Genomic DNA, 25269 nt, shown 5'->3' on the forward strand with positions numbered 1-25269 from the left:
ATTACGACCAGAGAAGGTGTCGCGATGGCGCGTCCAACAATCCGTGATATTGCGCGAGAAGCAGGCGTCTCCCGCGCAGCCGTATCATTCGCCCTCAACGATCGTCCCGGCGTTTCGCCTACCACACGGGCAAGAATAATCGATATCGCGGCCAAGATGGGATGGCGCCCAAATGCGACAGCACGTGCACTTTCCTCCTCACGTTCCAACGCAATTGGCTTGGTCTTACAACGCCCGCGTGTCAATAATTCTTCAGAACGCTTCTTCTTCGAATTCATTACCGGTATCCAAGACGCTTTAGACAACAGCGGCATTGATCTTCTCCTTCACCTTTCCCACTCAATGGAAGAAGAACTCAAGGCATACGAAAACTGGTGGGCCCAAGGACGCGTCGACGGAACGATTGTGGTTGACCCTCGTGATGACGATCCCCGTCCAGCAAAACTCAACGAATACGGGCTTCCGACCGTCGTTATTGGGCAAAAGTTTGATGAATGCGGCGCAGTTATTGGTGACGATGAACAGATGGTGCGCCTTCTTGCACTTCACTTGGCCGAGCAAGGGTGCCGACACATCGCATTCGTCTGCGGCTCTTCATCCTTCACACACATCCAGCAACGCATTGCCACCCTGCACGATTTTGGTCAGGAGTGCGGAATCTCAATTACTATCGCGGCGAATAACGAGTTTTCCGAGGCCTCGGCCCTTCATGCGACACGAGCACTATTAGCTACAACCAACCTTCCTGACGGGATCATCTTTGCTAACGAAATCCTGACCTTAGGCGGCCTGCAGGCAATCACTCACGCGGGACTGAAAACCGGTAAGGATATTAAGGTCTGCTCCTGCGAAGACTCCCCCATGTTAGGAATGTTCTCTCCCGCTGTAACTGCTATATCTCGAAATCCCGCAACGCTTGGGTTTGCGGGTGCACAACTCCTTCTGGAGCAACTACACGGCGAAAGCCCACGCACAGTTTCCGATCAAGAACCCACGCTTATCGCTCGATCTTCAACTACGTCAACCCAATAAGCTACTCATCCTCTAATTGGAGATGAGTGAAAACACATACGCCTGCCTTTGATGACAATAGGGATTTTAGTAAGCTTTCCCTTATCTAATTAAGGAAGGTATATGCCTCGTCATCGTATTGTCATCATTGGTTCCGGCTTTGCAGGATTGACTGCCGCACGTCGCCTCAAGCATGCAAACGCCGACATCACCATTCTTGCCCGTACATCACACCATCTTTTCCAGCCTCTCCTCTACCAGGTTGCGACCGGAATTCTCTCTGAGGGTGATATCGCACCAACTACGCGCGAAATCTTACGCAAGCAGAAGAACGTGACCGTTCTGCAGGCGCTCGTCGAGGAGATCGACGTCGAGGCTCGCGTCGTCAAGTGGCGCAACCACAACAAGCATGAGCGCACCGAATATGACACGCTGATCGTGGCGGCGGGCGCGGGCCAGTCCTACTTCGGTAACGATCACTTCGCGGTGTTCGCGCCGGGCATGAAGACGATCGACGACGCCCTGGAGCTGCGCGCGCGTATTTTCGGCGCCTTCGAGCTGGCCGAGATCGAGACCGACCCGGCTGCGGTCGAGAAGCTCCTGACCTTCGTCGTCGTGGGCGCAGGCCCGACCGGCGTTGAGATGGCCGGACAGATCCGCGAGCTCGCCTCTCGCACTCTCAAGGGCGAGTTCCGCAACATCGACCCGACCAAGGCGCGCGTCATCCTGGTGGACGGCGCCGAGCATCCGCTCCCCCCGTTCGGCGAGGAGCTCGGTATTAAGACCGAAGAGGCCCTGGCCAAGCTCGGCGTCGAGATGAAGATGAACGCCTTCGTCACCGACGTGGACTCCGAGGGCGTGACACTGAAGTACAAGTCCGGCGAGGAAGAGCGGATCGAGTCCGTGTGCAAGGTATGGGCCGCCGGCGTCGCCGCAAGCCCGCTGGGCCGCGCGCTGGGCGAGGCAACGGGTGCCGAGGTGGACCGCGCAGGGCGCGTCACCGTCGACAAGGATCTCACCCTGCCAGGCCACCCCGAGATCTTCGTGCTTGGTGACATGATGGCATTCCCGGGCGTGCCGGGCGTCGCTCAGGGCGCGATCCAGTCCGCGCGCTTCGCCGCCGACACGATCGCCGCCCGCCTGTCGGGCCGCGCACCCAAGGCCACCGAGTTCTCCTACTTCGACAAGGGCTCGATGGCGACGATCGCGCGTTTTAAGGCCGTCGTGAAGATGGGTAACAAGAAGCTCACCGGCTTCGTCGCGTGGGTGGCCTGGTGTTTCCTGCACCTGCTCTACATCGTCGGCTTCAAGTCGCAGGTGGGCACGCTGGTGAGCTGGTTCTTCAGCTTTCTGTCCGGCGCACGCCCCCAGCGTACGACCACAAACCAGCAATTGGTTGCGCGTCTAGCGATGGAGCAGCTGGGTAGCGGAGTTTCCGGCAAGCTTGTCGCCGGAGAAGACGTCGTTGAAGAGATCGTTCAGGCAGCTCAAGAAGAAGTTCACGAGGCCGAGGATTCGCAGCCAGATAACGCTGAGTAGACGCCGCGTAGTTCTGCAAAAAGATTGGGGTCGGAAGCTTAAGGCTTCCGACCCCAATTCTGTGGGCCCTACCGGGCTCGAACCGATGACCTTCTGGGTGTAAACCAGATGCTCTAGCCAACTGAGCTAAAGGCCCAAAGCACGTTCTGTAATGAACGCACCAGTACAGCATAGAGTACAAGCAGCATTTACTTGGAATCAGACGCTGTGAGATGCATTGCGCACGCTACAAAAGAGCGAGCGCAACACCGTTACGCAAGAATAAATTGCGCGAAAGCTCAGTGCTTTCTCGAACGTGCGGTTAGACGGATTCCGGCCCATTCAGGAGCCAGCGCACTTGCCGAAGTCGCGTGGAGCCCGGCAGTATGAGCAGCCTCTTCAACATCAGAAACCGGGACAGTTCCGGGACGTCCGGGCTTGGGAATCAAGACCCAGATCAGGCCACCATCATCAAGGTTTGACATGGCATCGACCAACAGATCCGCCAGATCTTCCTCTTCGGCATCATCCGCGCGCCACCAAACGATCGCTCCATCGACGACATCTTCGTAGTCGGGATCGACAAGCTGATTACCGCTCTCTTCTTCAGCAAGTTGGCGCAGCGCTTGATCCGCATCATCGTCAACGTAGAACTCTTGAATAATCTGGCCCTTCGTGAACCCTAGCTTGACACTCACCGGAGTTCCCCTTCGAGCCACGACACAGACAGTGTTACATCGCTTTTCACGGCTTCAATCGTAATGCACGCAGCGCAATTATTTTTTGTTTCTCTCGATTCCTGTGATTTTCTCAGCAAAGCACCATCTTTGTCCTTGACAAATGAGGCGTGAATCATGGGTCTGAAGTCCCATTTTCACTCGCATTTTCCACGCGCAGGTACCAAAATAGACCTGTAAGCACGAGGGCGTGCCCCACCAGGCGCTTCCGCTAAGTTAATCAGAGGAGTTCGAGATCCAGTGAGCGAGAACCACCCCGTCGTCAACGGGTTACTCAGCCAGGTACCCGACAATGACCCCGCAGAAACCTCAGAATGGGTCGAGTCACTGAGTGGCCTGATCGAAGAAAAGGGCGGCCCACGTGCACGCTACATCTTGCTGCACATGCTCGATGAGGCACGCCGCAAGGGAATCCAACTTCCTCAGGAATACACGACCCCCTACGTCAACACGATTCCTGTCGATCAAGAACCTTACTTCCCCGGCGACGAGGCCATGGAACGCCAGTACCGCCGTTGGATCCGCTGGAACGCAGCAGTCCAGGTAACCAGGGCTCAGCGCCCGGGCATCAAGGTCGGTGGACACATCTCCTCCTACGCCTCGGTTTCAACGCTTTACGAGGTTGGCCTCAACCACTTCTTCCGCGGTAAGGATCACCCGGGCGGCGGTGATCACGTATTCTTCCAAGGCCACGCCTCTCCCGGACCCTACGCACGCGCATTCATTGAAGGGCGCCTCTCTGAAGAAGAGATGGACGGATTCCGCCAGCAGGTTTCCACTCCTCACGGACTCCCCTCTTACCCCCACCCCCGTCAACTCCCCAACTTCTGGGAGTTCCCGACCGTCTCCCTTGGCCTCGGGCCAGCAGAGGCGATCTACCAGGCTTGGTTTGATAAGTACCTGCACCTGCGTGGCATTAAAGACACCTCATTGCAGCGCACATGGGCCTTCTTGGGCGATGGTGAAATGGACGAGCCCGAATCTCGTGGCATGCTTCAGCTTGCCGCGCAGCAGGGCCTGGACAACCTGACTTTCGTCGTGAACTGCAACCTGCAGCGCCTTGATGGCCCTGTTCGCGGCAATGGCAAGATCATCCAGGAACTCGAAGCCTTCTTCAAGGGTGCGGGTTGGAACGTTATTAAGGTCATCTGGGGTCGCGGTTGGGACCAGCTCTTGGCCTCGGATAAGGATGACGCGCTTGTTCACCTGATGAACGAAACTCTGGATGGCGACTACCAGACCTTCGGCGCAAATGATGGCGCATACATTCGTGAGCACTTCTTTGGTCGCGATCCTCGGACCAAGGCAATGGTTCAGAACTGGACCGACGATCAGATTTGGGCGTTGCAGCGCGGCGGCCACGACTACCGAAAGGTGTACGCCGCATACAAGGCTGCAACCGAGCACACCGGTCAACCGACCGTGATCTTGGCTCACACCATTAAGGGCTATGCGCTGGGTAGCCACTTCGCTGGTCGTAACTCGACGCACCAGATGAAGAAGCTCACCGTGGAAGACGCGAAGCTTCTGCGCGATCGTCTGCAGCTTCCCATCACCGATGAAGAGCTGGAACGCGATCCCTACATGCCTCCTTACTACATGCCGCCGGCAGATCACCCGGCTCTGCTGTACATGAAGGAACTGCGTGAGAAGCTGGGCGGTTGGGTTCCCGAGCGCCGCGATCACCAGCCGAAGCTTCCTGAGCTTCCCTCGAAGCCTTTCGAGGCCCTTTCCAAGGGATCCGGCAAGCTCGAAGTCGCGACCACCATGGCTTTGGTGCGCCTGATCAAGGACCTCATCAAGGACAAGAACGTCGGCAAGTACTTCGTTCCGATCATCCCCGACGAGGCGCGTACCTTCGGCCTGGATGCGATCTTCCCCTCGGCGAAGATCTTCAATACGACGGGTCAGGCCTACACCCCGGTTGACGCAGATATGATGCTGTCCTACCGCGAGTCCGAGCAAGGTCAGGTTCTGCACACCGGTATTACCGAGGCCGGTAGTGCGGCGGCATTCCAGGCGGTCGGTACGGCCTACGCCACGCACAACCTGCCGATGGTTCCCTTCTACATCTTCTATTCGATGTTCGGGTTCCAGCGCACGGGCGACCAGTTCTGGGCTGCCGGCGATCAGCTTTCAAAGGGCTTCGTTATCGGCGCAACTGCTGGCCGTACAACCCTCACCGGTGAAGGCCTGCAGCACATGGATGGTAACTCCCCCGTTCTGGCATCCACCAACCATGCCTTCATCACGTACGATCCTGCTTATGCCTATGAGCTGCGGTACATCATGGCCGACGGCCTTGAGCGCATGTACGGCGACGCAGGTGGACGCGATCCGAATGTCATGTACTACCTGACGGTGTACAACGAGCCCATTCACCAGCCCGCAGAGCCCGAAAACCTTGATGTCAACGGACTTATTAAGGGCATCTACAAGGTCGACGATCACGCGAACTTCGGAGGCCCGAAGGCTCAGCTGCTCGCATCCGGTGTCGGCGTTCCGTGGGCACGCGAGGCACGAGAGCTGCTTGCACGTGATTGGGGTGTCGACGCAGCAGTTTGGTCGGTCACCTCGTGGACCGAGCTTCGTCGCGAGGCACTGGACGTAGAAGAGTTCAACTTCCTCCACCCGAACGAGCCTCAGCGCACGCCCTTCGTCTCCAGCCAGCTGCAGGGAACCGAAGGCCCCTTCGTGGCGTCTTCTGACTTTGACCGTCTTCTGCCCGACCAGATTCGTCAGTGGGTGCCCGGTGACTACTACGTCTTGGGTGCTGATGGCTTTGGCTTCTCTGATACTCGTCGCGCGGCTCGCCGTTGGTTCCACATTGATGCCGAGTCGATGACGGTTCGTGTTCTGAAGGCCCTGGCTGACCGTGGTCAGATTGATCCTTCGGTTGTCCAGCAGGCAATTGACCGCTACCAGCTCTTCAACTACGCGATTTCCGGAGCAGATCACGCTGGCGAAGAGTAAACACTCCTAAGCCTGCGTAACAACAAGCGCAGGCAAAGTGCTGGGTGGTGAGGTTCTCGAAACCTCACCACCCACTTTTCGTTCTGCTATCAAAACAACACAGATTAATAGCAAGAGTCTGAAAGTTGAAACTGCTTGTGCTCTTTCAGTCTCTGGCGTAGTGTCTGTTGTACAAGCAGCGATGCAACGTGTCAGTGGCGATGTGGAGGTAAGTAGAGTGTTACCTGAATCTGCAGTAATTACCCCCCCTCAGCAACACTGTGTCGGAACTCCCCAATCAAGCTACAACGGGATTGAAACAATCTCATGGGATTTCACAACAAATGTTGATGCAATGTTTGCTGCCGACACCCTATTCCAAACTTTGATTGATAACCTTACCAATGCAGCGAACCACGCTTATGCCGCTAGACGTATCATGGAAGGTCAGGCAGCAGCGTGCGTTCCACTGGCGCGAGGAGATTTAAGCCGTATCGAAAACTCGGCATTAGACATCGCAACACTCGTTAAGACCTTGCGGAGCACACTATCTACCTATGCGTGGAGTATGAAAAAAATCCGTGACGACTTCCGATCGATAACCGCTGACGCACAAAAGGCATCTCTAGCCGTCAGTACATGTGGAGAAAGCGCGTTTATTCATCTAGAGGATTCCCAGCGTGCATCTCTACAGTCTTTGTTCGATTCTTTAGCTCAGCGATGCTCATGGGCAAAAACTGCAATGGAGCGAGCAAACTATGAATTTAGTGCTGACCTTGCCAAAATCGACACAAGCTTCATTGAACAATTACTCTTGGATCTGGTTAAACGTTTTAAAGATAAGTTCATCCCCCCAACGGGACATAACGCAGCCTTCAACATGCCAAAGTATCTTCAAGGCTTACTCTCCGAGGGCGCAAAGACTGTACATGGCATCTATTTGTACGCTGAACACGCTTCCTTCTCACCCGGTGAGCAGTTTAAAAACTCGCCAAAATTAAAACGCTTTCTTGCACGCGGAAAATTTGAGAATTGGAAGCCGCAACGTGGTAAACACGCAAAAATCACCATCGAAACTCCACTTGAACCCCTGCCTCGCTCTGGAGCTACAGGCACAGCAGAAGCAGCCGTGACCACTAGTACACTCCCAAAGTCTGTCACTCTTATCGAAAAAGGGGGCAAGATCGGAGGTGGTGCAATCGCGATCCTTGGCGGCGGAATTACTGCTTACGAGTCCTATCAATCCGATACCTACCACCATCCCGGAATGGGCGAAGGGACAAAAATCGCGCGTGCCGGCATCAAAGGTGCGTTAAGTGCTGGTGGCGGCTGGGGCGGCGCAGTGCTAGGCGCAAAAGTTGGGGCTGCAGTCGGAGCCTCGCTAGGTCCTCTCGGAATTGTTGCAGGAAGTATAGTTGGTGGTCTTCTAGGCGGGTGGCTAGGAGGCAACATAGGCAACGGTAGCGCAACATTTTTCAACAGTCACGCGCGTCCTCTTAGGGAAAATTATGGATTCAAGCATTCTTTTTACTGCTTTAGGTTTTCCTTTTGGCTGTTTGGGACTGTACGTCTGGTACATCGAGACATATACGGACACCCCATTGGCCCAGTTTTGGCGGGCATACAGCAAGGAGAATGTACCACGGCGCGTCAACGAAATTGCCATTCCGTTGTGGATGCTTTGCATGATCTCAGGTTCTCTCTTGCTGTTTTCTATAAAGATCGCTCTGCCACAGCCCATCCAATCGGTTTTTGCTGGAAGTATTCCTTTCTTCCTCATGCTCAGCATCGTCTTTTTATTGCCGATTCCAATTCCACACCTAGTGGACCAACAATGGCAGTGGCATAAACGCCACGGCTTTATTGACGAAAACGGAAAGATCATCCCCCCGACCCCTCACCAAACCATTTATTGCTCGTACACCCTTGGAGGTGAAACCGTGACCATCCAAACAAGCATGGAACTACCCGAGACATGGCGAGCACTCGATCTCAATAACCCCAATTCCCCCCTCATCCCTCATCTCCCCCATACATCGACGACACTCAACAACCTCAAAAACTCACTCTTCATCGCTGTCAGCATCCCCGAAAGAACCACAGGGTTCCGACCTAACCTCATCATCACAATGGATCCGACCGGCCAAAATCCCATTCCCCTGGAAGACGCAATCCCAGGATGGCTAACAATCGAAGAAGTTCCATTCCCCATCCACAGTCCAGACGCAACCATGTCAAGCGGAATCTACATAGATGACCAGCAGTCCTACACCGCTATCCAATGGACGTGGACACAAAGAATTGCAGAACATAATATCCGCATTTATGCCACAGCGACATCTACAACAACCCACATCAACCACATCGCCGACGACCTACCAGACATGATCAGTAGCCTAGAAATCACACAATGAACACCAATACACCAAATCCCAATCGCCCCGCGATCGTCATCCCCACAACCTTCGCTCCCTCTTTCATCAGTGTGGCCATCAACCCCCATAATGGTTTTGAAGAATGGAAACACGTGGAAACACGCGCCGGGCGCCACTTATCGGAAGTATCGACGGGAAGCTCCCTAACACCCACTGCGCAGGCGCTGCTCGCGCCAATTGCCGCATGCACCGGACCAATTACCGTCTATTCGTGCTCCCCCGCATATACAACCGATGCCACACGCAAGTTATGTGTATTCCAAGCAAAGGACCACTCGACAGTCCTTCGTAGCGTTGGCGACACAACTCACGTATATCTCGTTGATACCGAGGAAGTTCCTCATGTGGTCCTAGCAAATAGCCCTTTACACACCCGCGAAGGGGACAATGACGCTCCGCACTATATTTTCGATGAAGCAATTCGCGCAATGAGTCACGCAAATTTCGAGCAAGTACAAAGGCTCCTTGCTGATTCCATCACTCAAGATAAGTACCGCAATTTCGCGTCATATATACAAAACGGGCTCTGGGAATACGCAGCGTGGACACGATGGAGGCGAACAGCCACGACCTATGCTCCTACTTCAAGCGTTACTACACTCTCCACGCCAGCGTCAAGTTATCGCTTTGAAACACCTTTAGTTCCTGAGAGCTATCTATCCGCTACTACCTCATTACCATCAAAGGCAAAGAACAGACCGTACGCTCCCCTAGAGGCGTGCTACGAAACACTGCTCTGGTGCGAACTGGCGGCCTACTTTAACTTCACGCCACACACGCTTAAATACTAGGAGCCGTTAAATGTATGACTTCATCGAATGGAACCCTGAACAGGTAGCCGAGTGCGCAAAAAAGTGTGATGCTGCAGGTGAGATCTTCTCAAAAAGCAAGCTCACCTCAATTTCTACCGGCGCTCAACACCAAGAAGATCTTGACGAACTTATTCAAGATATTAACGGGCTTATCGCGGGGCTCACACTTGCATGCGCTGGAGTCTCACAAGCAACAACAGCGGTCAATCAAGCCTTCCAGGAAACAGAAGAACAGAACCGCCATGCGTTAGAAACAGATAAGATTTACGGTCACAACAAAGGCAAGTAATACCGAAATCCCGACATACAAGCATCACCCATCAACGCATTAAAAGACGGGTGTCGGGCAGCTTGCACCGGCCCGACACCCGTTAAGTAAAGAAATCAGTCAACCTGCGCGCCTCGGTAATGAGGGTTCGCGAGGTTTTCCGGCGAAAGAATCGCCTCGACCTCTTCATCCGAAAGCAATCCCATCTCGGCAATCACTTCGCGAACAGTCTTCCCCTCCGCAGCAGCACGCTTACCCACAACATCTCCGAGGTGGTGCCCGATAACGTCATTGAAGTACGTGACAATACCAATAGAGTTCTCAACGTAGGAACGGCAAACCTCGACATTCGCCGTGATTCCGTTGACGCAGCGCTCACGAAGAGTGTCGCACGCATTAACTAGAAGATCGATCGATTCGAAGGTTGCCTGCGCAATAACTGGCTCCATGACGTTCAACTGAAGCTGTCCAGCTTCAGCGGCCATAGTAACAGTCTGATCATTTCCAATGACCTTAAAGCAGACCTGGTTGACGACCTCGGGAATAATCGGGTTCACCTTCGCAGGCATGATCGACGAACCTGCAGCCATCTCAGGAAGATTAATTTCGTTCAAACCAGCGCGTGGTCCCGAAGCAAGCAAACGAAGGTCATTACAAATCTTCGACAGTTTCACGGCTGTGCGCTTAATTGCCGCATGCATTGACACATACGCACCGGTGTCGGAAGTTGCCTCAACCAAGTGGGTTGCAGCCTTAACTCGAGAGCCGGTAATACGGCGCAAGTGACGAACAACCACGTCCTGGTAACCAGTAGGAGTATTTAACCCCGTACCGATTGCCGTTGCACCCAAGTTTGTTTCCAGGAGAAGCTCTGCATTCACTTCAAGACGCGGATCTTCCTCACGAAGCGTAACTGCAAAGGCCGTCATTTCCTGTCCAAGCGTCATCGGCACCGCATCCTGCAGCTGAGTACGCCCCATGGTCAGCACATCACGGAACTCATCGCCCTTCGCGGCGAAAGCATCGGCAAGATCCTCTACAGCACTGCGAAGCCTCTCGATCTTTCCGTGAAGTGCCAAGCGAAATGCGGTCGGATAGGCATCGTTCGTCGACTGCGAATGATTCACGTGGTCATTGGGGTTGATCACGTCATAATCCCCACGAGGTAGCCCAAGCATCTCCAACGCGCGATTCGCAATAACCTCATTGGCATTCATATTGACGCTGGTACCCGCGCCACCCTGGAATTGATCAATCGGAAATTGATCCATGCAGGTTCCATGAGTCAAAATATCGTCACAAGCCGCAACAATAGCCTCTGCGGTCTTAGCGCTGATTACATGGAGTTCACGATTTGCCAGAGCGCAAGCCTTTTTCACCTGGATGATTGCGCGGATCATCTCAGGAACTTGGTTGATTGTCCGACCACTGATTTGATAGTTCTCAAGGGCGCGAAGCGTATGGATTCCCCAGTATGCCTCATCAGGAACTTCTCGCGTACCAAGCAGATCTTCTTCGATTCGTGCCACCTGTGATTCTCCTTGAGTTGGTGTGGTCGCAGACAATAACACCATTCTAGGTCAGAAGTTTGAGACTACCTCACCAGCTCACCGGCACTGCTCGCAATATCTCCGATGGTCACCCATTGGGATACCGCGGCATCCGGGATAGTGATTGCCAGTTCACGTTCGATGGCCGAAACAGCGGCATAAAGAGATAACTTGTCCAGATCAAGCTCGCTCAATAAGGACGAATCATCGATATTCTCTGGAACTACTGAAGCGTTTGAAACAAGCGCATCCTGCACAACCTGACGCACGTGCTCAGCGCGTTCTTCTGCAGCCTGCTCACGTGCCCCTTCAATTGCCTCAACAGGGGCAGCATCAGAATTCGAGGCTAAAGCCTGTCCCAGCGCATCGCCTAAAAGGTCACCGATAGTACCCATAGATTATTAACCTACGCGGTTAAGCCAGCGAACAGGCGCTCCTGCTCCTGCATGACGGAAGGGCTCGAGCTCATCATCCCAAGCCTGGCCCAAAGCCAGATCGAGGCCTTCACGCAGTTCTTCATAAGAACTTGCCTTTTCGATAGCTGCACGCACGCGGTCTTCGGGAACGACGACATTGCCAACGCTGTCCATCTGCGCATGGAAAATACCCAATGACGGCGTATGCGACCAGCGTCCTGCATCGCACGAGGGGCTGGCTTCTTCGGTGACCTCGTAGCGCAGGTGCTCCCAGCCGCGTAGTGCCGAGGCCAAGCGAGCTCCCGTACCGGCGCTTCCCACCCAGGAGTATTCGCAACGGAGCATTCCCGGGGCAGCCTCTTGGGGGGTCCACTGAAGGTGAACTTCACTTCCCAAGGCAGCACCGACAGCCCACTCGATGTGCGGACATAGAGCGGGCGGCGTTGAGTGTACAAAAAGTACACCGCGGGTATAGGACCCTCGCATTGTGGCCTCCTGTGTTTGAGGATCGTCTTCCCCTACGCCCTCAATCCAATGCCACAGCAAACGGTGTGCATTCATTCTAACGCAAAAACTGCGGCGGATCGCGTGGGATCCGCCGCAGTTGCGCAAAGATCAGTTCGACATCTGTCTTTTAATAGTTTGCCTCGCGAATTTCACGCAGAGCGCGTTTACGCGTCTTGCGATCCAGTCGATCAATATAGAGCATGCCGTCAAGGTGATCACACTCGTGCTGAATGCAACGAGCCATCAGTTCTTCACCCTCGATCACTACCGACTTTCCATCCAAGTCAATACCTTCGCAGCGGGCATACCACGCGCGCTCCGTGGGGAACCAAAGCTGGGGAACAGACAAACAGCCTTCGTCACCGTCCTGATACTCGTCTTTGCTGAGCTCAACGATCTTCGGGTTCAAAACGTAGCCGATCTCCCCGTCAATGTTGTACGAGAATGCACGCAGCCCCACACCAATTTGGTTGGCGGCAAGACCTGCACGTCCATCCATATCAACGGTCTCAAGCAAGTCTTCGACCAGTGCCTTCACAGAAGCATCGATATCAGTAATGGGATCACAGGGGGTTCGAAGGACCGGATCACCGATCACACGGATCTCACGCAGAGCCATTTACTTACCCTCCCCCATCAGCTCACGATGAAGCTGCTCGATACGCTCAACCGCAGATTCAACCGGAACCTCGAAAGACTCACCGCTTGCACGAAGACGAATCTCGACCTTTCCATCTGCCAATCCGCGGCCAATAACAACCGCAATCGGAAGACCTACCAGTTCCGCATCAGCAAACTTCACGCCGGCAGATACCTTGCGACGATCATCAAAGAGAACATCGAAGCCATCGCGGTCCAGTGCTGATGAGATCGACTCAGCAGCCTCGAAAATCTCATCCGTCTTACCCGTAGCAAGAACGTGAACATCAAATGGTGCAATATTCGCAGGCCACGCCAAACCGCGCTCGTCACTGTTGGACTCAGCAAGTGCAGCCAGAACACGCGAAACACCAATGCCGTAAGAGCCCATGGTGACAACCTGGCTCTTGCCGTTTTGGTCCAGAACAGTCAGGCCCAGGGACTTTGCATACTTGCGGCCCAGCTGGAAGATATGACCAACTTCGATGCCGCGCTCCAAGTGAAGCGGACCAGAGCCATCTGGAGCCTGATCTCCCTCGCGAACTTCGGCAGCCTCGATGGTACCGTCGGCGGTAAAATCACGCCCCATCGTCAGCCAGTACACGTGCTTCCCGGGAGTATTTGCACCAGCAATCCACGTGGTTCCATCAACCACGCGAGGATCAACCAAGAAGCGAATCCCGCCCACAGAATTACCATCCTCATCGAGGTGGCGAGCAGGCGAATTCGGTCCTGCAGCCATGGGACCGATGTAACCGGGAACCAGCTCGGGGTGCTTTGCCAGATCTTCCGGACCGGCCATTTCAACTTCCGCTGGTGCGACCGAAGCCTCAAGACGCTTCATATCGACATCACGATCACCAGGCACGCCCAAGAGGACGACCTCACGCTCACCGTCGGGATGCGTGAGCGTGACGACGAAGCTCTTCAACGTATCCGAGGCCTGCCAGGGGCGGTCATCGCGGGGGTAAAGCTCATTGGAGCGTTCAACCAAGGCCTCGATAGACGGAGCATTGGGAGTTTCGCGCATCTCAAATTCGGGAATCCCATCGAAAGGAAGCGGCTGCGGAGCAGGCGTCACCACGGCCTCGGCGTTGGCAGCGTAGCCTCCCGGAGAACGCACAAAAGTATCCTCACCAATCGGGCTGGGGTGAAGGAATTCCTCGGAACGAGAACCACCCATGGCACCCGACATCGCGGAAACGATGACGTACTCCAAGCCCAGACGCTTAAAGATGCGCTCGTAGGCATCGCGTTCATTCTGGTAGGCAACATCCAGACCAGCATCATCAATATCGAAGGAATATGCATCCTTCATGACGAACTCACGGCCTCGGATCAAACCCGCGCGCGGACGGGCCTCATCGCGGTACTTCGTCTGAATCTGGTAGATCGTCAGAGGCAGGTCCTTGTACGAAGAGTACTGATCCTTCACCAAGAGGGTGAACATCTCTTCATGGGTAGGAGCCAAGAGGTAGTCCCCGCCCTTACGGTCTTGCAGCTTGAACAGGGTCGGACCGTATTCATCCCAACGATCCGTAGCCTTGTAAGGCTCTGCAGGAAGAAGCGCAGGAAGGTGGACTTCCTGAGCGCCGATACGGTCCATCTCCTCACGAACAATTGCCTCTACCTTGCGCAACAGGCGCAGGCCAAGAGGAAGCCACGTGTAGATACCGGGGGCAGTACGACGAATGTAGCCCGCACGGACAAGGAGCTTATGGGAAACAACTTCGGCATCAGCCGGATCTTCGCGCAGCGTGCGCAGGAAGAAAGAGGAAAGAGTTCTTAACACACCTCAATCCTAAAGCACAGCGGGCACAGGCACGAAGCCTGCACCCGCCGTGGAGTATTGTTCAGCTCACAAAGCCTCTGCGGCTTCCTTCAAATCACGCAGCATCGACATGGTCGAGTAGGACTCGGCACACACGCCGGCCCAGAGGCGCCAGATGGGAGTCGACTCGGTGGCCTGGTGACGCTCACGCAGGTGAAGGCGGGTGCGCCCATTGGCCTCGGGAAGTAGAGCAAAAGTGCAGGTACCGGTGTACTCATCCACTTCGTCTTCCCACTCCAGATTGCGTCCCGGAGCGGGAACGCGAATCACCAGGCAATCACCCTCCTGGCGGATCAGGACACGCCCGTCCTCATCCTCTTCAAAAGCAGCATCGATGACTTCCCACACGCGAGTCGGCAGTGCGTCAATCTCTACCGCACGATCAACGACGACATCAGCATTCGGAAGCTCAAGATCGCCGGGAAGCGAGACCGAGGCCTCAGAACGAGTCAGGCCAATACGGCGCGGAAAACCCGTCGCGTAAATTGCGCCAGCACAGCCCAGGATTCCCAGAGCAGCTACGGTACGAATCTTCATAACAAATCCCCTTTGATCAGGCTGTTACACTCAATGTTCTTATACGGAAGGATACGTGAAATATTCGCGGTTGTGACCCTTATCGGACAACCGGCAGAACTTCGACAGATCCTTCGCCTTCTTCAAGTCCCATTTCTTCAGCAAGCAGGTTCGCATGCTTAATAAGGGTTGGGACAATGTCATCTTCGGGAACGGTTTCAACAACCTCCCCCCGGATGAAGATCTGTCCCTTGCCATTGCCTGAGGCCACACCGAGGTCAGCCTCACGAGCCTCGCCTGGCCCATTCACGACGCAGCCCATGACGGCAACGCGAAGGGGAACAGTCAGATCCTTGAGGCCTTCGGTGACATTTTCTGCCAGCGTCCAAACATCAACCTGCGCACGCCCACAGGAAGGACAGGAAACAATCTCGAGGGTCTTCTCACGCAGGCCCATGAATTCCAAGAGCTTCGTACCGACCTTGACCTCTTCAACAGGAGGTGCCGAAAGAGAGACACGGATCGTATCGCCAATACCATCAGCCAAGAGCACGCCGAAAGCTGCGCAGGACTTAATGGTTCCCTGAAAGGCTGGCCCAGCCTCGGTCACGCCGAGGTGAAGCGGCCAATCGCCCTTTTCAGAGAGCAAACGGTAGGCCTGAATCATGGTCAAAACATCGTGGTGCTTCACCGAAATCTTGAAATCGTGGAAGTCGTTTTCTTCAAAGAGCGATGCTTCCCAGACCGCTGATTCGACAAGTGCTTCGGGGGTTGCACGACCGTACTTCTTGAGAAGACGCGGATCCAAAGAACCCGCATTCACACCAATACGTAGCGAGGTTCCATGATCGGAAGCAGCGCGGCAAATTTCCTTCACCTGATCATCGAACTTACGAATATTTCCGGGGTTCACACGAACCGCACCGCAACCGGCCTCAATCGCTGCAAAAACATACTTCGGGTTGAAGTGAATATCAGCAATGACAGGAATACGCGATTGCTTGACAATGATCGGCAGCGCTTCAGCATCCTTATCGGTCGGGCAGGCGACACGAACAATGTCGCAGCCCGCTGCGGTGAGCTCTGCAATCTGCTGCAGCGTTGCGCCGATATCGTGGGTCTTCGTTGTGGTCATCGACTGAACAGAAACGGGAGCACCCCCGCCAACAGGCACATCCCCCACCATGATTTGACGAGTCTTGCGGCGCGGAAAAGGAGCTTCGTGGACGCTGGGCATCCCTAAGTTTATTTCAGTCACCTTGTCATTATCTCCCACTTGTATGCAGCTGGCACCCGGGCCAGCCAGAGGCTGATGAAAACCGATGAAAGCTCGCAGTGCTGTGAGCGGCCTATTGCAGGCTGATTGGCACGACGATGTCTGCAATCATCAGCAGGACCGTCATCGCTACCAAAATAGTGCCCATCGTGTATGTCAGTGGCATAAGCCGCGCAGTATCGACCGGTGGCGGCACTTCTCTTCCACATACCCGAGCAAGGCCTCGCCGAATCCATTCGTAGATTGCCGGAACGATATGTCCACCATCGAGCGGCGGGAAAGGAAGAAGATTAAACACGAAGAGCGCCATGTTGAGAGAAGCCAGAATCGACAGTAATAGCGCCGCCGATCGCATCCAGCCGCCGCTGCTTGCCGTAGCATCAGACGACGTTGCATCTGCAGCAATCCTGCCGATACCGACGACCGACATGACGCCACCCGAATCACGGGGTGCACCCGTGAAAATCGAACGGCCAACATCCCACAGGGCAATTGGCAGGCGGGCAACAACGCTCACTGTGCCGGTAAAGGTCTCCCCTACGGCGGAGGCGACAGTTCCTACGCTGGCAGCTTGATATTCAGTCCCCGCAATGACACCAATGCTGACGCTATCTCCCGATCGCAACGGATCAACTTTCACATGAAAAAGTTGGCCATTTCGCAGGTAGTCAATATCGATACTGCCCTGTGAGCCTGCAACGTTTTGACGCATCTGCTCCCACGAGGTCACGGCACTACCGTTGACTCCTGTGATCGTATCCCCCGCTCGAATACCTGCGGCGTATGCCGGCGCATCGACAGTGGCTCCCTGAGTAGTCAGCTGCTGCGGAACCTCACTCAGCGTCAAAGAAGCTTTGGGAATTCCAATTCCGACCAGAGCAATCGATAGGAAGAGAATTGAAAGGAACAGATTGACCAGCGGACCACTGATCATGACGATGATCTTCTGTGCGGGATGAAGAAGATAAAATGCGCGAGAGCCGAAGCCTTCAGGAATTTCTTCCATGCTGGCCTCACGAGCCTCCTGGGCAAGGGTCGGCTTTCCGCGTCGATTCGTCGTTTTCACCCCGTCACGAGCCGGTGCAAACATCCCTACCAAACGAACGTAGCCACCCAGAAGAATCGCTCGAAGAGAATAGGTCGTCTCCCCTTTTTTGACGCCAAAAATCTGAGGCCCAAAACCAACAGCAAATTCAGGAACGTAAACGCCAAATTTCTTTGCAGGAATCATATGGCCACATTCGTGAAGTGCGACAGAAATTAACAACCCCACGACGATGACTAGAACACCGATAATTCCCACGAAAATCCTTTTTCTTTCCTCTCACATGATGTGAGAACGAGCAGAAGCCTTCGCCCACTCTTGGGCGCCAAGAATATCGTCCAGCGTAGGCTCATCGATGCCTTGGTGCTCGGCCAGAACTTCCTCAAGAAGATCCACGATTGACAGATACGCAAGCTGTCCGCGTAGAAATGCATCAACGAAAACTTCGTTTGCGGCGTTGTACACAGCGGGATGGGTCGGCGATTCACTAACAGCCGCACGTGCCAAATTTATCGCTGGGAAAGTCTGCGAATCAACCGGCTCAAAAGTCCATTCTTGTCGCTGAAGGAAATCCACCGGTTTTTCGATATCTGGAAGTCGCTTGGGCCATGTCAATCCCAATGCAATAGGAAGCTTCATATCGGGGGGCGAGGCTTGTGCAATCGTCGCCCCGTCCTTCCAGGTCACCATGGAGTGAACGATGGACTGAGGATGGACAACTGGGACAATATCCGAGGCGGGAACATCGAACAGAAGATGCGCCTCGATGAGTTCTAGGCCTTTATTGACCAGAGTGGATGAGTTAATGGTGACAACAGGTCCCATATTCCACGTTGGGTGCGCCAGCGCCTGCTGCGGGGTTACTTCCGCTAGATCAGCGCGTTTCTTTCCCCTAAAAGGCCCTCCCGAGGCCGTGAGAACCAATTGCGCAAGCTCACTCTTGCCGGTGACTCGCTGTGCGGTCAAACCTCTTTCGTGAACTCCGCTGGCAAGACATTGGGCAATGGCCGAGTGTTCTGAATCGACGGGGACGATTTGCCCATCGCGCTTCATTGCACGCCGAACTAGGGGGCCACCAACAACCAAGGATTCTTTATTTGCCAAGGCAAGGGTCGATCCGGCCCCGAGGGCGGCAAGGGTGGGACCAAGGCCAACACCGCCGGTAATACCGTTGAGGACGACTGCATGAGGGAAGGACCCCGCAATCTGTGTTGAGGCATCCGGCCCAACCAAAATCTCTGGAATTTCACCAGCAGCTGCAGCAATCAGGCGCTCAAGGCTGTGCGCATCACCATCGTGGATGCCAACGACCCGAGGTCGATAACGAACACATTGCTCCGCCAAAAGCTCAAGAGAGCGGCCGCCAGCGCTCAGCGCGACAACCTCGAAATCGTCGTGGTGCTGGTCAATAACCTCAAGCGCCTGTGTGCCGATTGATCCCGTAGAACCAAGCAGAACAACCTGTGTACTCATGTGTCAGTTCACTGAAAGAAGGATTTCAACGGCGCGCCCAAGATAGGCATCGACCGGACCCATTGCATAGGCTTTTTTACCGCGCGCGGACTTGAAAAGCGCATGCCGCACATCATCAGCAGCCAGATCCTCACGATCGTCAAAGAAAGCTGCAATCTGGTCCAAAAGGTCATCGACCTGTTCAGCGTTATAGCCGATTCCCGAACGGGGATGTGAAAAACGCTGTCCATAGGGGCGGAGCAGACGCGGATACAGTGTCGTCGCACGATCGGCTACCTTTTCGTACCAAGCGCCTTCGCCATTAACAGCGATGTGATCGGCACGGTCGCGCTGGACAAAAGCAGCTTCAAGTCGGCTCATTGCCGCATCTACCGCTTGGGTGTCATAGCCATTACGTTGCCTCGGGAAGGACGCTTGACGAACCTGTTCAGCACTGAACTGTTCAGCCGGAAGCCCTCCTTCATATGCATGACGAGCATCGATGAAGAACTCATCTACGGCATCCTTACCGTAACCGCGCCGGAAAATTCCCGTAGTCGGGAAAGCGTCGCTCATCACTTCTCCTCTTCGTGTGCACTATTTTCACGTGCACTCTGACGTGCACGCTCACGGTTATTAACAGCCGTTGCGAGCTGACCGCAAGCCCCGTCGATATCGGAACCACGTGTGTCTCGAATCGTTGTCGAGATTCCATTGTCTCGCAGCGTCTTCACAAATGCATCCTGCGCCCGACGGGTGGATGCAGTCCAGATCGAACCAGGAGTGGGATTCAACGGAATGGGATTGACGTGTGCCCATCCCTTGCCTCTCTTGTTGAGTTCATCTGCTAGCAACTGAGCACGCCAAACCTGATCGTTCATGTCTTTAATCAGCGCATACTCGATAGAAACGCGCCGACCAGTAGCCACAAAGTACCTACGCGCCGCGTCCAGAAGCTCCCCGACTTTCCATCTGGAATTAATAGGAATGAGCTCATCGCGAAGGTCATCATCCGGTGTGTGCAGTGAGACCGCAAGAGTCACCGGAAGACCTTCTTGAGAGAGACGATCAATTGCGGGAACCAAGCCAACCGTTGAAACCGTCACGTTCCGTGCAGACATCCCAAAACCGGCAGGTGCGGGATCGATAATGCGGTGAAGAGCTGCGACTACTGCCTTGTAGTTGGCTAAAGGCTCCCCCATTCCCATGAAGACCACATTTGACAGGTGTGTTGGAGAGCCCCCAACCAGCCCTTCTTCACATGCTTGGTGGGCAGCACGCACTTGGTCAATAATCTCTGCGGTTGAAAGATTTCGGGTGAGCCCCATCTGCCCCGTAGCGCAGAAAGGACAACCCATGCCGCATCCAGCTTGGGAAGAGATGCAGAGCGTCGTACGGTCGGTATAGCGCATCAAAACAGATTCGACGCGGGCACCATCATAAAGTTCCCATAGGTGCTTGAGCGTTTCCCCGCCATCAGCTTCCAGAACAGCAACCTCACGGACAAGAGATGGAAGGAGAGTCGATGCAATAAGATCGTGGGCGCTCTTTGGCACGTCCGTCATGAAAGCAGGATCGCTGATATGACGCTCAAAGTAGTGGCGCGACAACTGATCAGCGCGGAAGGAAGGAAGTCCGGCCTCGGAGACAAACTCCTTGCGTTCCTTCTGATCAAAATCTGCAAGGTGGCGAGGAGCCTTACCGCGCCGACGCGCTGCAAAAGTAACTCGAGGCTTCGCATCAGGCGAGGTCGCACCCTCTGGTAACTGGTCGGTTGGGCGAACTTCTCGTCTTGCTCGATTGGTTGTGCTCATTCGTTGCTCCTCCTCTCCCCGTGCATAGCCTAGTCGCATGCACCCTCAAGTGCTTTCATTCAGATGCGAACTTAACGCAAAGCGAAAATAAAGATCACATAGAAAACAGGGGCGGTCATCACCAGCGAATCAACACGATCAAGCACACCGCCGTGTCCTGGGATCAATCCTGACATGTCTTTGAGCCCAACCTCACGCTTAATCAAAGATTCGGTGAGGTCCCCAATCGTCGCGCACACGCAGCCACAGACACCGGCAATGACACCCCACCACCACGTTGCACCCAGCAGCATAAAGCCACCGATTCCAGTAAGGATGCAGAAAAGCAAAGAACCGATGAAGCCTTCCCAGGACTTCTTCGGAGAGAGCCGCGGTGCCATGGGGTGTTTACCAAACATAATCCCTGCAAGCCACCCACCGATGTCATTGAAGCAGGTGACAAGGACATAAACACCGATCACCGCTGGCGAGCGAAAATCTCGCAACAAGAGAACAACAAAGCAGGCTAAGAAAGGAACGTAGACGGCGCTGAAGACACTCGCAATGATGTCAGTGATTCTGGAAGGAGTCGGCGCATCCACCAATCTCCATGCGACAACAGCAAAAACCGTCAAGTACAGCGCCATTGTGACGGCCTCGGGACCCAAGAACCACGCGCACACCATCATCCCGATTGCGCCAAGATACAGCGGCGCCATGGCAAGACGCGTCCCCACGCGAGCAAAGGCTCCACCCAGCTCCCATAAACCGAGGAGTGCAATGCAGCATACAAAGGCAACAAAAATACCTTGAACAACAAGCAGTGAAGCAACAAGAAGGGCAATCAGTACGACAGCAGAGGAAACCGCTGCCGGAAGGTTCCTTCCCGCTCGCCCGGTAGGTGCAAGCGGCTGAGTGTTTTCGCGCGGCTCCGGAGAGAAGACGCGCGAAAACACTGAGGGACGCGGTTGATGGGATGAAGCCGACATCAGATTGTCAGGAGTTCGCTTTCCTTCGTAGCCAAAAGCTTGTCGATCAACTCAACACGTGCCTTTGTAGCGGATTCGAGGGCTTTTTCTGCGCGTTCGACCTCATCCTCACCTGCATCGCCGTCCTTCTTCAGGCGATCAAGAGCTTCCTTGGCCTTACGACGGATAGAGCGAACAGAAACGCGAGCGTCTTCGGCTTTGTTCTTTGCCTGCTTCACGTATTCCTTACGGCGTTCTTCAGTCAGTGCAGGCAAAACCACGCGGACAACATTGCCGTCATCGGTCGGGTTGACGCCCAGATCCGACTCACGCAGAGTCTTAATGATTTCTTGAGTCGCAGTGCGGTCGAAAGGCGAAATCAGAACCGTGCGGGCCTCGGGAATCTGGAAAGAGGCGAGTTGCTGCATGGGAGTCGGGGCACCGTAGTAGTCCACCAAGAGCTGTTCAAACATTCCGGCATTTGCGCGGCCAGTACGGATATTTCCGAACTCATGGCGGGCAGCCTCGACCGTCTTATCCATCTTGTCTTCTGCTTCGAGCAGGATGTCATCAATCACGGAAGTGTTCCTTTCAGTGTGATTCGCTGAGCACAAGCGTACCGATTTTTTCGCCTCGTAGCGCTGCAGTAACGTTACCAGCTTCGGACATGCCAAAGACGCGCATTGTGAGACCGTTTTCCTGCCCAAGAGCAAACGCTGCCGCATCGACAACCTTCAGGCCTCGGCTCAAGGCATCTTGGTAGGTGACAAAGTCAAGTTTCTTCGCATCGGGGTTAATTCGGGGATCGTCATCATAGACGCCGTCCACACCATTCTTTGCGACAAGCAGTTCATCGCAATGAGTTTCCAAGGCTCGCTGCGCAGAAACGGTATCGGTGGAGAAATATGGAAGGCCCGCGCCAGCACCAAAAAGAACGACGCGGCCTTTCTCCAAGTGACGGATTGCGCGCAGAGGGATGTAAGGTTCTGCAACCTGCTGCATGGCAATAGCACTCTGGACGCGCGCGGGAACACCGGATTGTTCAATAAAGTCTTGAAGCGCCAGTGCATTCATGACAGTTCCGAGCATTCCCATGTAGTCAGCGCGGGAGCGGTCAAGCCCCTGCCGAGAGAGCTCAGCACCACGGAAAAAGTTACCTCCACCAACGACGACTGCAACCTGGATCCCTGCATGAACGGCATCTGCGATCTGTTCTGCGATTGAACGGACTACCGTGGGATCGAGGCCGACGGAACCTCCGCCGAAAGCCTCACCTGAGAGTTTGAGCAGGACACGACGAGCAGCTGGCATGAATTCTTCTCCTTTGAATATGTGCTGAGTCGAAAGAGATAGGGCGATGGCCCCGCCAGAAGCGGGGCCATCACACGAAATCAGGCGCCGACGTGGACGCGCACGAACTGGGTGACCTTTGCACCAGCCTCGCGCAGGACCTGTCCGACGGACTTTGAAGGATCGCGGGCAAATGCCTGATCGACCAAGCAGTTGTCCTTGTAGAACGCTTCAAGGCGTCCCTGAACGATCTTCGGAACGATGTGCTCGGGCTTGCCTTCCTCAAGGGTGATCTTCTCGAGGGTTGCGCGCTCCTTGTCAAGGACATCGGCAGGAACCGAGTCACGATCGAGGTAGGCGGGCATGTATGCGGCGACGTGCATCGCGATATCGTGGGCAACGCCTGCACCTGCTGCGTCGGTAACGACGAAGACACCAACCTGCGGAGGCAGGTCAGGGCTGGTCTGGTGCAGGTAGAGATCAACGTTCTCGCCCTCAACGCGGATCACGCGGCGGATCTCAAGCTTTTCGCCGATGACAGCGGCCATAGCATCAAGCTGATCCTTAACGGTGGAGTCGCCCATGGGGGCTGCAAGCAGCGAGTCAACATCAGAAGCACCGGAAGCAACTGCGGCTTCGAGTACTGACTTAGCGAAGTCAATGAACTTCTCATTCTTTGCGACGAAGTCGGTCTCGGAGTTGACCTCAACCATAACGCCCACGCCATCTTGAACCGAAGCGGCAAGCAGGCCTGCAGAAGCCTGACGACCCTCACGCTTGGACAGAGACTTCAGACCCTTGAGGCGAATGATCTCGAGAGCCTTCTCGGCATCGCCATCGGCTTCCTGGAGCGCCTTCTTGACGTCCATCATGCCTGCGCCGGTCTTCTCGCGCAGAGCCTTCACATCAGCGGCAGTGAAATTAGCCATTACTGAATTCCTTTCTCAGCTCAGTCCTGTGCGGGCTTTTCGGACTCTTCGGCAACAGCTTCTGCTGCGGACTCGTCAGCCGCAACTTCACCTTCGAGGAGTTCGCGTTCCCACTCAGCCAGAGGCTCAACTGCGGAGGAATCCTCAGAAGCATTCTTACGGCCGGCGCTGCGCGCAAGCAGGCCTTCAGCAACTGCGTCTGCAATCACGCGGGTCAGCAGTGCAACTGCGCGAATTGCGTCGTCGTTGCCGGGAATACGGTAGTCGACCTCATCCGGATCAGCATTGGTGTCCAGGATGGCAACGATCGGGATGTTGAGCTTGCGAGCTTCAGAAACAGCGAGGTGTTCCTTCTTGGGGTCAACGATCCACACTGCGGAAGGCACCTTGACCATATCGCGGATACCGCCGAGGGTGCGAGCAAGCTTGTCCTTCTCGCGACGCATCATGAGCAGTTCCTTCTTGGTGCGACCAGAAGACGCCACATCGTCGAAGTCGATCTGCTCAAGTTCCTTCAGGCGCTGGAGGCGCTTGGAAACGGTGGAGAAGTTGGTGAGCATACCACCGAGCCAGCGGTGGTTCACGTAGGGCATGCCAACGCGCTGTGCCTGCTCGGCGACAGCTTCCTGTGCCTGCTTCTTGGTGCCGACGAAGAGGATGGTTCCGCCGTGTGCAACGGTTTCCTTGACGAAGTCGAAGGCAATATCGATATCGGCAATGGTCTGCTCGAGGTCGATGATGTAGATGCCGTTACGTTCGGTGAGGATGAAGCGCTTCATCTTCGGGTTCCAACGACGGGTCTGGTGCCCGAAGTGAACGCCAGATTCCAGAAGCTGGCGCATGGTGACGATTGCCATTGCATCGTCCTTTCCCCGCTGAGCGGGATCATGGGGTTTCCCCCGGTTTTCTCGGTTAATGTGCCTTTCGGCCCTGGTGCCATGACGTTGCGACCCATTGGACCGTGACGCAACTGCCCCGGCACTTTCACTTCCGTGAGGTGCTCGGAAAATGGCACGCGAAGTCATCCGCATAGCGAATGCTGTTCAATCCTACCGTATTCGTTACGGAGATTCGGCCTTCAGAAGGTGCGCGACGACGAAATTCAGCTTGTGATTGCTCACTTTTTATCCACAGGGTGTACGCCCTCTCCGTGTTGTCCACAGATTCAAGCATGCTCATGCATACAGATGGCTTTTAAAGAGATCGTCGTCTATGGCGATATTTCCTAATCTTCGAAAGAAGCTGACACACATAGGACTGGCAACACTCGTTGCCTTTGCATTTCTAGGTCTACCGGCATACGGCGTCACTCAGCCACATTTCG

General features: G+C 54.8%; 24 protein-coding genes and 1 tRNA gene. 7 read left to right on the forward strand and 18 right to left on the reverse strand.

Annotated features, from left to right (window positions below; genetic code table 11):
* Window positions 1-24: 24 nt before the first annotated feature.
* Window positions 25-1032: a LacI family DNA-binding transcriptional regulator gene (locus tag ADG72_RS01095; RefSeq protein ID WP_048711548.1), complete on the forward strand. Its 1008-nt coding sequence runs from the start codon at window positions 25-27 to the stop codon at window positions 1030-1032.
* 102 nt (window positions 1033-1134) lie between these two features.
* Window positions 1135-2550 (forward strand): NAD(P)/FAD-dependent oxidoreductase, encoded by a 1416-nt coding sequence (locus ADG72_RS01100; protein ID WP_048711550.1) that lies wholly within the window; start codon window positions 1135-1137, stop codon window positions 2548-2550.
* 62 nt (window positions 2551-2612) lie between these two features.
* Here the strand turns inward: ADG72_RS01100 and ADG72_RS01105 are convergent.
* Window positions 2613-2686: transfer RNA gene (locus tag ADG72_RS01105), tRNA-Val, on the reverse strand.
* A 142-nt stretch (window positions 2687-2828) separates the two neighbouring features.
* A complete protein-coding gene (locus tag ADG72_RS01110) occupies window positions 2829-3227 on the reverse strand; it encodes a DUF3052 domain-containing protein (protein ID WP_009748093.1) in 399 nt (132 codons plus the stop codon).
* 279 nt (window positions 3228-3506) lie between these two features.
* Here ADG72_RS01110 and aceE point away from each other — a divergent pair, with 279 nt between their 5' ends.
* The 5 genes from aceE (at window position 3507) to ADG72_RS01125 (ending at window position 9754) form a co-directional block, all read left to right on the forward strand.
* A complete protein-coding gene (gene aceE, locus ADG72_RS01115) occupies window positions 3507-6239 on the forward strand; it encodes a pyruvate dehydrogenase (acetyl-transferring), homodimeric type (protein ID WP_048711553.1) in 2733 nt (910 codons plus the stop codon).
* 160 nt (window positions 6240-6399) lie between these two features.
* Window positions 6400-8067, forward strand: a complete 1668-nt coding sequence (locus ADG72_RS08780) for a hypothetical protein (RefSeq protein WP_239667613.1) — start codon at window positions 6400-6402, stop codon at window positions 8065-8067.
* A gap of 91 nt (window positions 8068-8158) precedes the next feature.
* A complete protein-coding gene (locus tag ADG72_RS08785) occupies window positions 8159-8632 on the forward strand; it encodes a hypothetical protein (protein ID WP_239667614.1) in 474 nt (157 codons plus the stop codon).
* Window positions 8629-9444 (forward strand): hypothetical protein, encoded by an 816-nt coding sequence (locus ADG72_RS08650; protein WP_157857675.1) that lies wholly within the window; start codon window positions 8629-8631, stop codon window positions 9442-9444. Before ADG72_RS08785 ends, ADG72_RS08650 begins: the two co-directional genes overlap by 4 nt.
* A gap of 10 nt (window positions 9445-9454) precedes the next feature.
* Window positions 9455-9754 carry a hypothetical protein gene (locus ADG72_RS01125; RefSeq protein WP_048711557.1) on the forward strand — a complete coding sequence of 100 codons (300 nt, stop codon included), beginning with the start codon at window positions 9455-9457 and terminating at the stop codon, window positions 9752-9754.
* Window positions 9755-9849: 95 nt separating this feature from the next.
* Here ADG72_RS01125 and aspA read toward each other — a convergent pair whose 3' ends face one another.
* From aspA to rpsB, 16 genes are all read right to left on the reverse strand, one after another.
* Window positions 9850-11262, reverse strand: a complete 1413-nt coding sequence (aspA, locus tag ADG72_RS01130; RefSeq protein WP_048711559.1) for an aspartate ammonia-lyase — start codon at window positions 11260-11262, stop codon at window positions 9850-9852.
* A gap of 65 nt (window positions 11263-11327) precedes the next feature.
* Window positions 11328-11678, reverse strand: coding sequence for an acyl carrier protein (locus tag ADG72_RS01135; RefSeq protein ID WP_048711561.1), 351 nt, complete (start codon window positions 11676-11678; stop codon window positions 11328-11330).
* A 6-nt stretch (window positions 11679-11684) separates the two neighbouring features.
* Window positions 11685-12185 (reverse strand): DUF3145 domain-containing protein, encoded by a 501-nt coding sequence (locus ADG72_RS01140; protein WP_009748084.1) that lies wholly within the window; start codon window positions 12183-12185, stop codon window positions 11685-11687.
* 148 nt (window positions 12186-12333) lie between these two features.
* A complete protein-coding gene (def, locus tag ADG72_RS01145) occupies window positions 12334-12825 on the reverse strand; it encodes a peptide deformylase (protein ID WP_048711563.1) in 492 nt (163 codons plus the stop codon).
* Window positions 12826-14637: a proline--tRNA ligase gene (locus ADG72_RS01150; RefSeq protein WP_048711565.1), complete on the reverse strand. Its 1812-nt coding sequence runs from the start codon at window positions 14635-14637 to the stop codon at window positions 12826-12828.
* 66 nt (window positions 14638-14703) lie between these two features.
* Window positions 14704-15213, reverse strand: a complete 510-nt coding sequence (locus tag ADG72_RS01155) for a hypothetical protein (RefSeq protein ID WP_048711567.1) — start codon at window positions 15211-15213, stop codon at window positions 14704-14706.
* Window positions 15214-15292: 79 nt separating this feature from the next.
* Window positions 15293-16429: a flavodoxin-dependent (E)-4-hydroxy-3-methylbut-2-enyl-diphosphate synthase gene (gene ispG, locus ADG72_RS01160; protein ID WP_048711569.1), complete on the reverse strand. Its 1137-nt coding sequence runs from the start codon at window positions 16427-16429 to the stop codon at window positions 15293-15295.
* A gap of 112 nt (window positions 16430-16541) precedes the next feature.
* Window positions 16542-17771, reverse strand: a complete 1230-nt coding sequence (locus ADG72_RS01165; protein ID WP_048711571.1) for a M50 family metallopeptidase — start codon at window positions 17769-17771, stop codon at window positions 16542-16544.
* Between the two features lie 21 nt (window positions 17772-17792).
* On the reverse strand, window positions 17793-18986 hold the full coding sequence (gene dxr, locus ADG72_RS01170) for a 1-deoxy-D-xylulose-5-phosphate reductoisomerase (protein ID WP_048711573.1): 1194 nt from the start codon (window positions 18984-18986) through the stop codon (window positions 17793-17795).
* A gap of 3 nt (window positions 18987-18989) precedes the next feature.
* Complete coding sequence (locus ADG72_RS01175) at window positions 18990-19541, reverse strand: DivIVA domain-containing protein (protein WP_048711576.1); 552 nt, start codon at window positions 19539-19541, stop codon at window positions 18990-18992.
* Window positions 19541-20779: a 23S rRNA (adenine(2503)-C(2))-methyltransferase RlmN gene (rlmN, locus tag ADG72_RS01180; RefSeq protein ID WP_048711578.1), complete on the reverse strand. Its 1239-nt coding sequence runs from the start codon at window positions 20777-20779 to the stop codon at window positions 19541-19543. Before rlmN ends, ADG72_RS01175 begins: the two co-directional genes overlap by 1 nt.
* A gap of 71 nt (window positions 20780-20850) precedes the next feature.
* Window positions 20851-21747 carry a phosphatidate cytidylyltransferase gene (locus ADG72_RS01185; RefSeq protein WP_048711579.1) on the reverse strand — a complete coding sequence of 299 codons (897 nt, stop codon included), beginning with the start codon at window positions 21745-21747 and terminating at the stop codon, window positions 20851-20853.
* The gene (gene frr / locus ADG72_RS01190) at window positions 21747-22304 is read right to left on the reverse strand and encodes a ribosome recycling factor (protein ID WP_009748074.1); all 558 of its coding nucleotides are present in this window, start codon (window positions 22302-22304) and stop codon (window positions 21747-21749) included. The genes ADG72_RS01185 and frr overlap by 1 nt, the downstream gene beginning before the upstream one ends.
* Window positions 22305-22317: 13 nt before the next feature.
* Complete coding sequence (pyrH, locus tag ADG72_RS01195) at window positions 22318-23037, reverse strand: UMP kinase (protein ID WP_009748073.1); 720 nt, start codon at window positions 23035-23037, stop codon at window positions 22318-22320.
* Between the two features lie 80 nt (window positions 23038-23117).
* Window positions 23118-23945, reverse strand: coding sequence for a translation elongation factor Ts (gene tsf / locus ADG72_RS01200; RefSeq protein ID WP_048711580.1), 828 nt, complete (start codon window positions 23943-23945; stop codon window positions 23118-23120).
* Between the two features lie 20 nt (window positions 23946-23965).
* Entirely contained in the window at window positions 23966-24802 is an 837-nt protein-coding gene (rpsB, locus tag ADG72_RS01205; protein WP_048711582.1) for a 30S ribosomal protein S2, read from the reverse strand.
* Window positions 24803-25269 lie beyond the last annotated feature (467 nt).

Source organism: Trueperella pyogenes (genome assembly GCF_001070855.1).
Lineage (GTDB): Bacteria > Actinomycetota > Actinomycetes > Actinomycetales > Actinomycetaceae > Pauljensenia > Pauljensenia pyogenes_A.

What these genes read in the sequence shown, in the direction of transcription:
- tsf (WP_048711580.1), bottom strand. Translation starts at nt 23,945, where the DNA reads ATGGCTAATTTCACTGCCGCTGATGTGAAGGCTCTGCGCGAGAAGACC.
- def (WP_048711563.1), bottom strand. Translation starts at nt 12,825, where the DNA reads ATGGCTCTGCGTGAGATCCGTGTGATCGGTGATCCGGTCCTTCGAACC.
- ADG72_RS01125 (WP_048711557.1), top strand. Translation starts at nt 9,455, where the DNA reads ATGTATGACTTCATCGAATGGAACCCTGAACAGGTAGCCGAGTGCGCA.
- rpsB (WP_048711582.1), bottom strand. Translation starts at nt 24,802, where the DNA reads ATGGCAATCGTCACCATGCGCCAGCTTCTGGAATCTGGCGTTCACTTC.
- ADG72_RS01095 (WP_048711548.1), top strand. Translation starts at nt 25, where the DNA reads ATGGCGCGTCCAACAATCCGTGATATTGCGCGAGAAGCAGGCGTCTCC.
- ADG72_RS08650 (WP_157857675.1), top strand. Translation starts at nt 8,629, where the DNA reads ATGAACACCAATACACCAAATCCCAATCGCCCCGCGATCGTCATCCCC.
- rlmN (WP_048711578.1), bottom strand. Translation starts at nt 20,779, where the DNA reads ATGAGCACAACCAATCGAGCAAGACGAGAAGTTCGCCCAACCGACCAG.
- ADG72_RS01140 (WP_009748084.1), bottom strand. Translation starts at nt 12,185, where the DNA reads ATGCGAGGGTCCTATACCCGCGGTGTACTTTTTGTACACTCAACGCCG.
- dxr (WP_048711573.1), bottom strand. Translation starts at nt 18,986, where the DNA reads ATGAGTACACAGGTTGTTCTGCTTGGTTCTACGGGATCAATCGGCACA.
- ADG72_RS01175 (WP_048711576.1), bottom strand. Translation starts at nt 19,541, where the DNA reads ATGAGCGACGCTTTCCCGACTACGGGAATTTTCCGGCGCGGTTACGGT.
- ADG72_RS01185 (WP_048711579.1), bottom strand. Translation starts at nt 21,747, where the DNA reads ATGTCGGCTTCATCCCATCAACCGCGTCCCTCAGTGTTTTCGCGCGTC.
- ADG72_RS01155 (WP_048711567.1), bottom strand. Translation starts at nt 15,213, where the DNA reads ATGAAGATTCGTACCGTAGCTGCTCTGGGAATCCTGGGCTGTGCTGGC.
- ADG72_RS01135 (WP_048711561.1), bottom strand. Translation starts at nt 11,678, where the DNA reads ATGGGTACTATCGGTGACCTTTTAGGCGATGCGCTGGGACAGGCTTTA.
- pyrH (WP_009748073.1), bottom strand. Translation starts at nt 23,037, where the DNA reads ATGCCAGCTGCTCGTCGTGTCCTGCTCAAACTCTCAGGTGAGGCTTTC.
- ADG72_RS01100 (WP_048711550.1), top strand. Translation starts at nt 1,135, where the DNA reads ATGCCTCGTCATCGTATTGTCATCATTGGTTCCGGCTTTGCAGGATTG.
- ispG (WP_048711569.1), bottom strand. Translation starts at nt 16,429, where the DNA reads ATGCCCAGCGTCCACGAAGCTCCTTTTCCGCGCCGCAAGACTCGTCAA.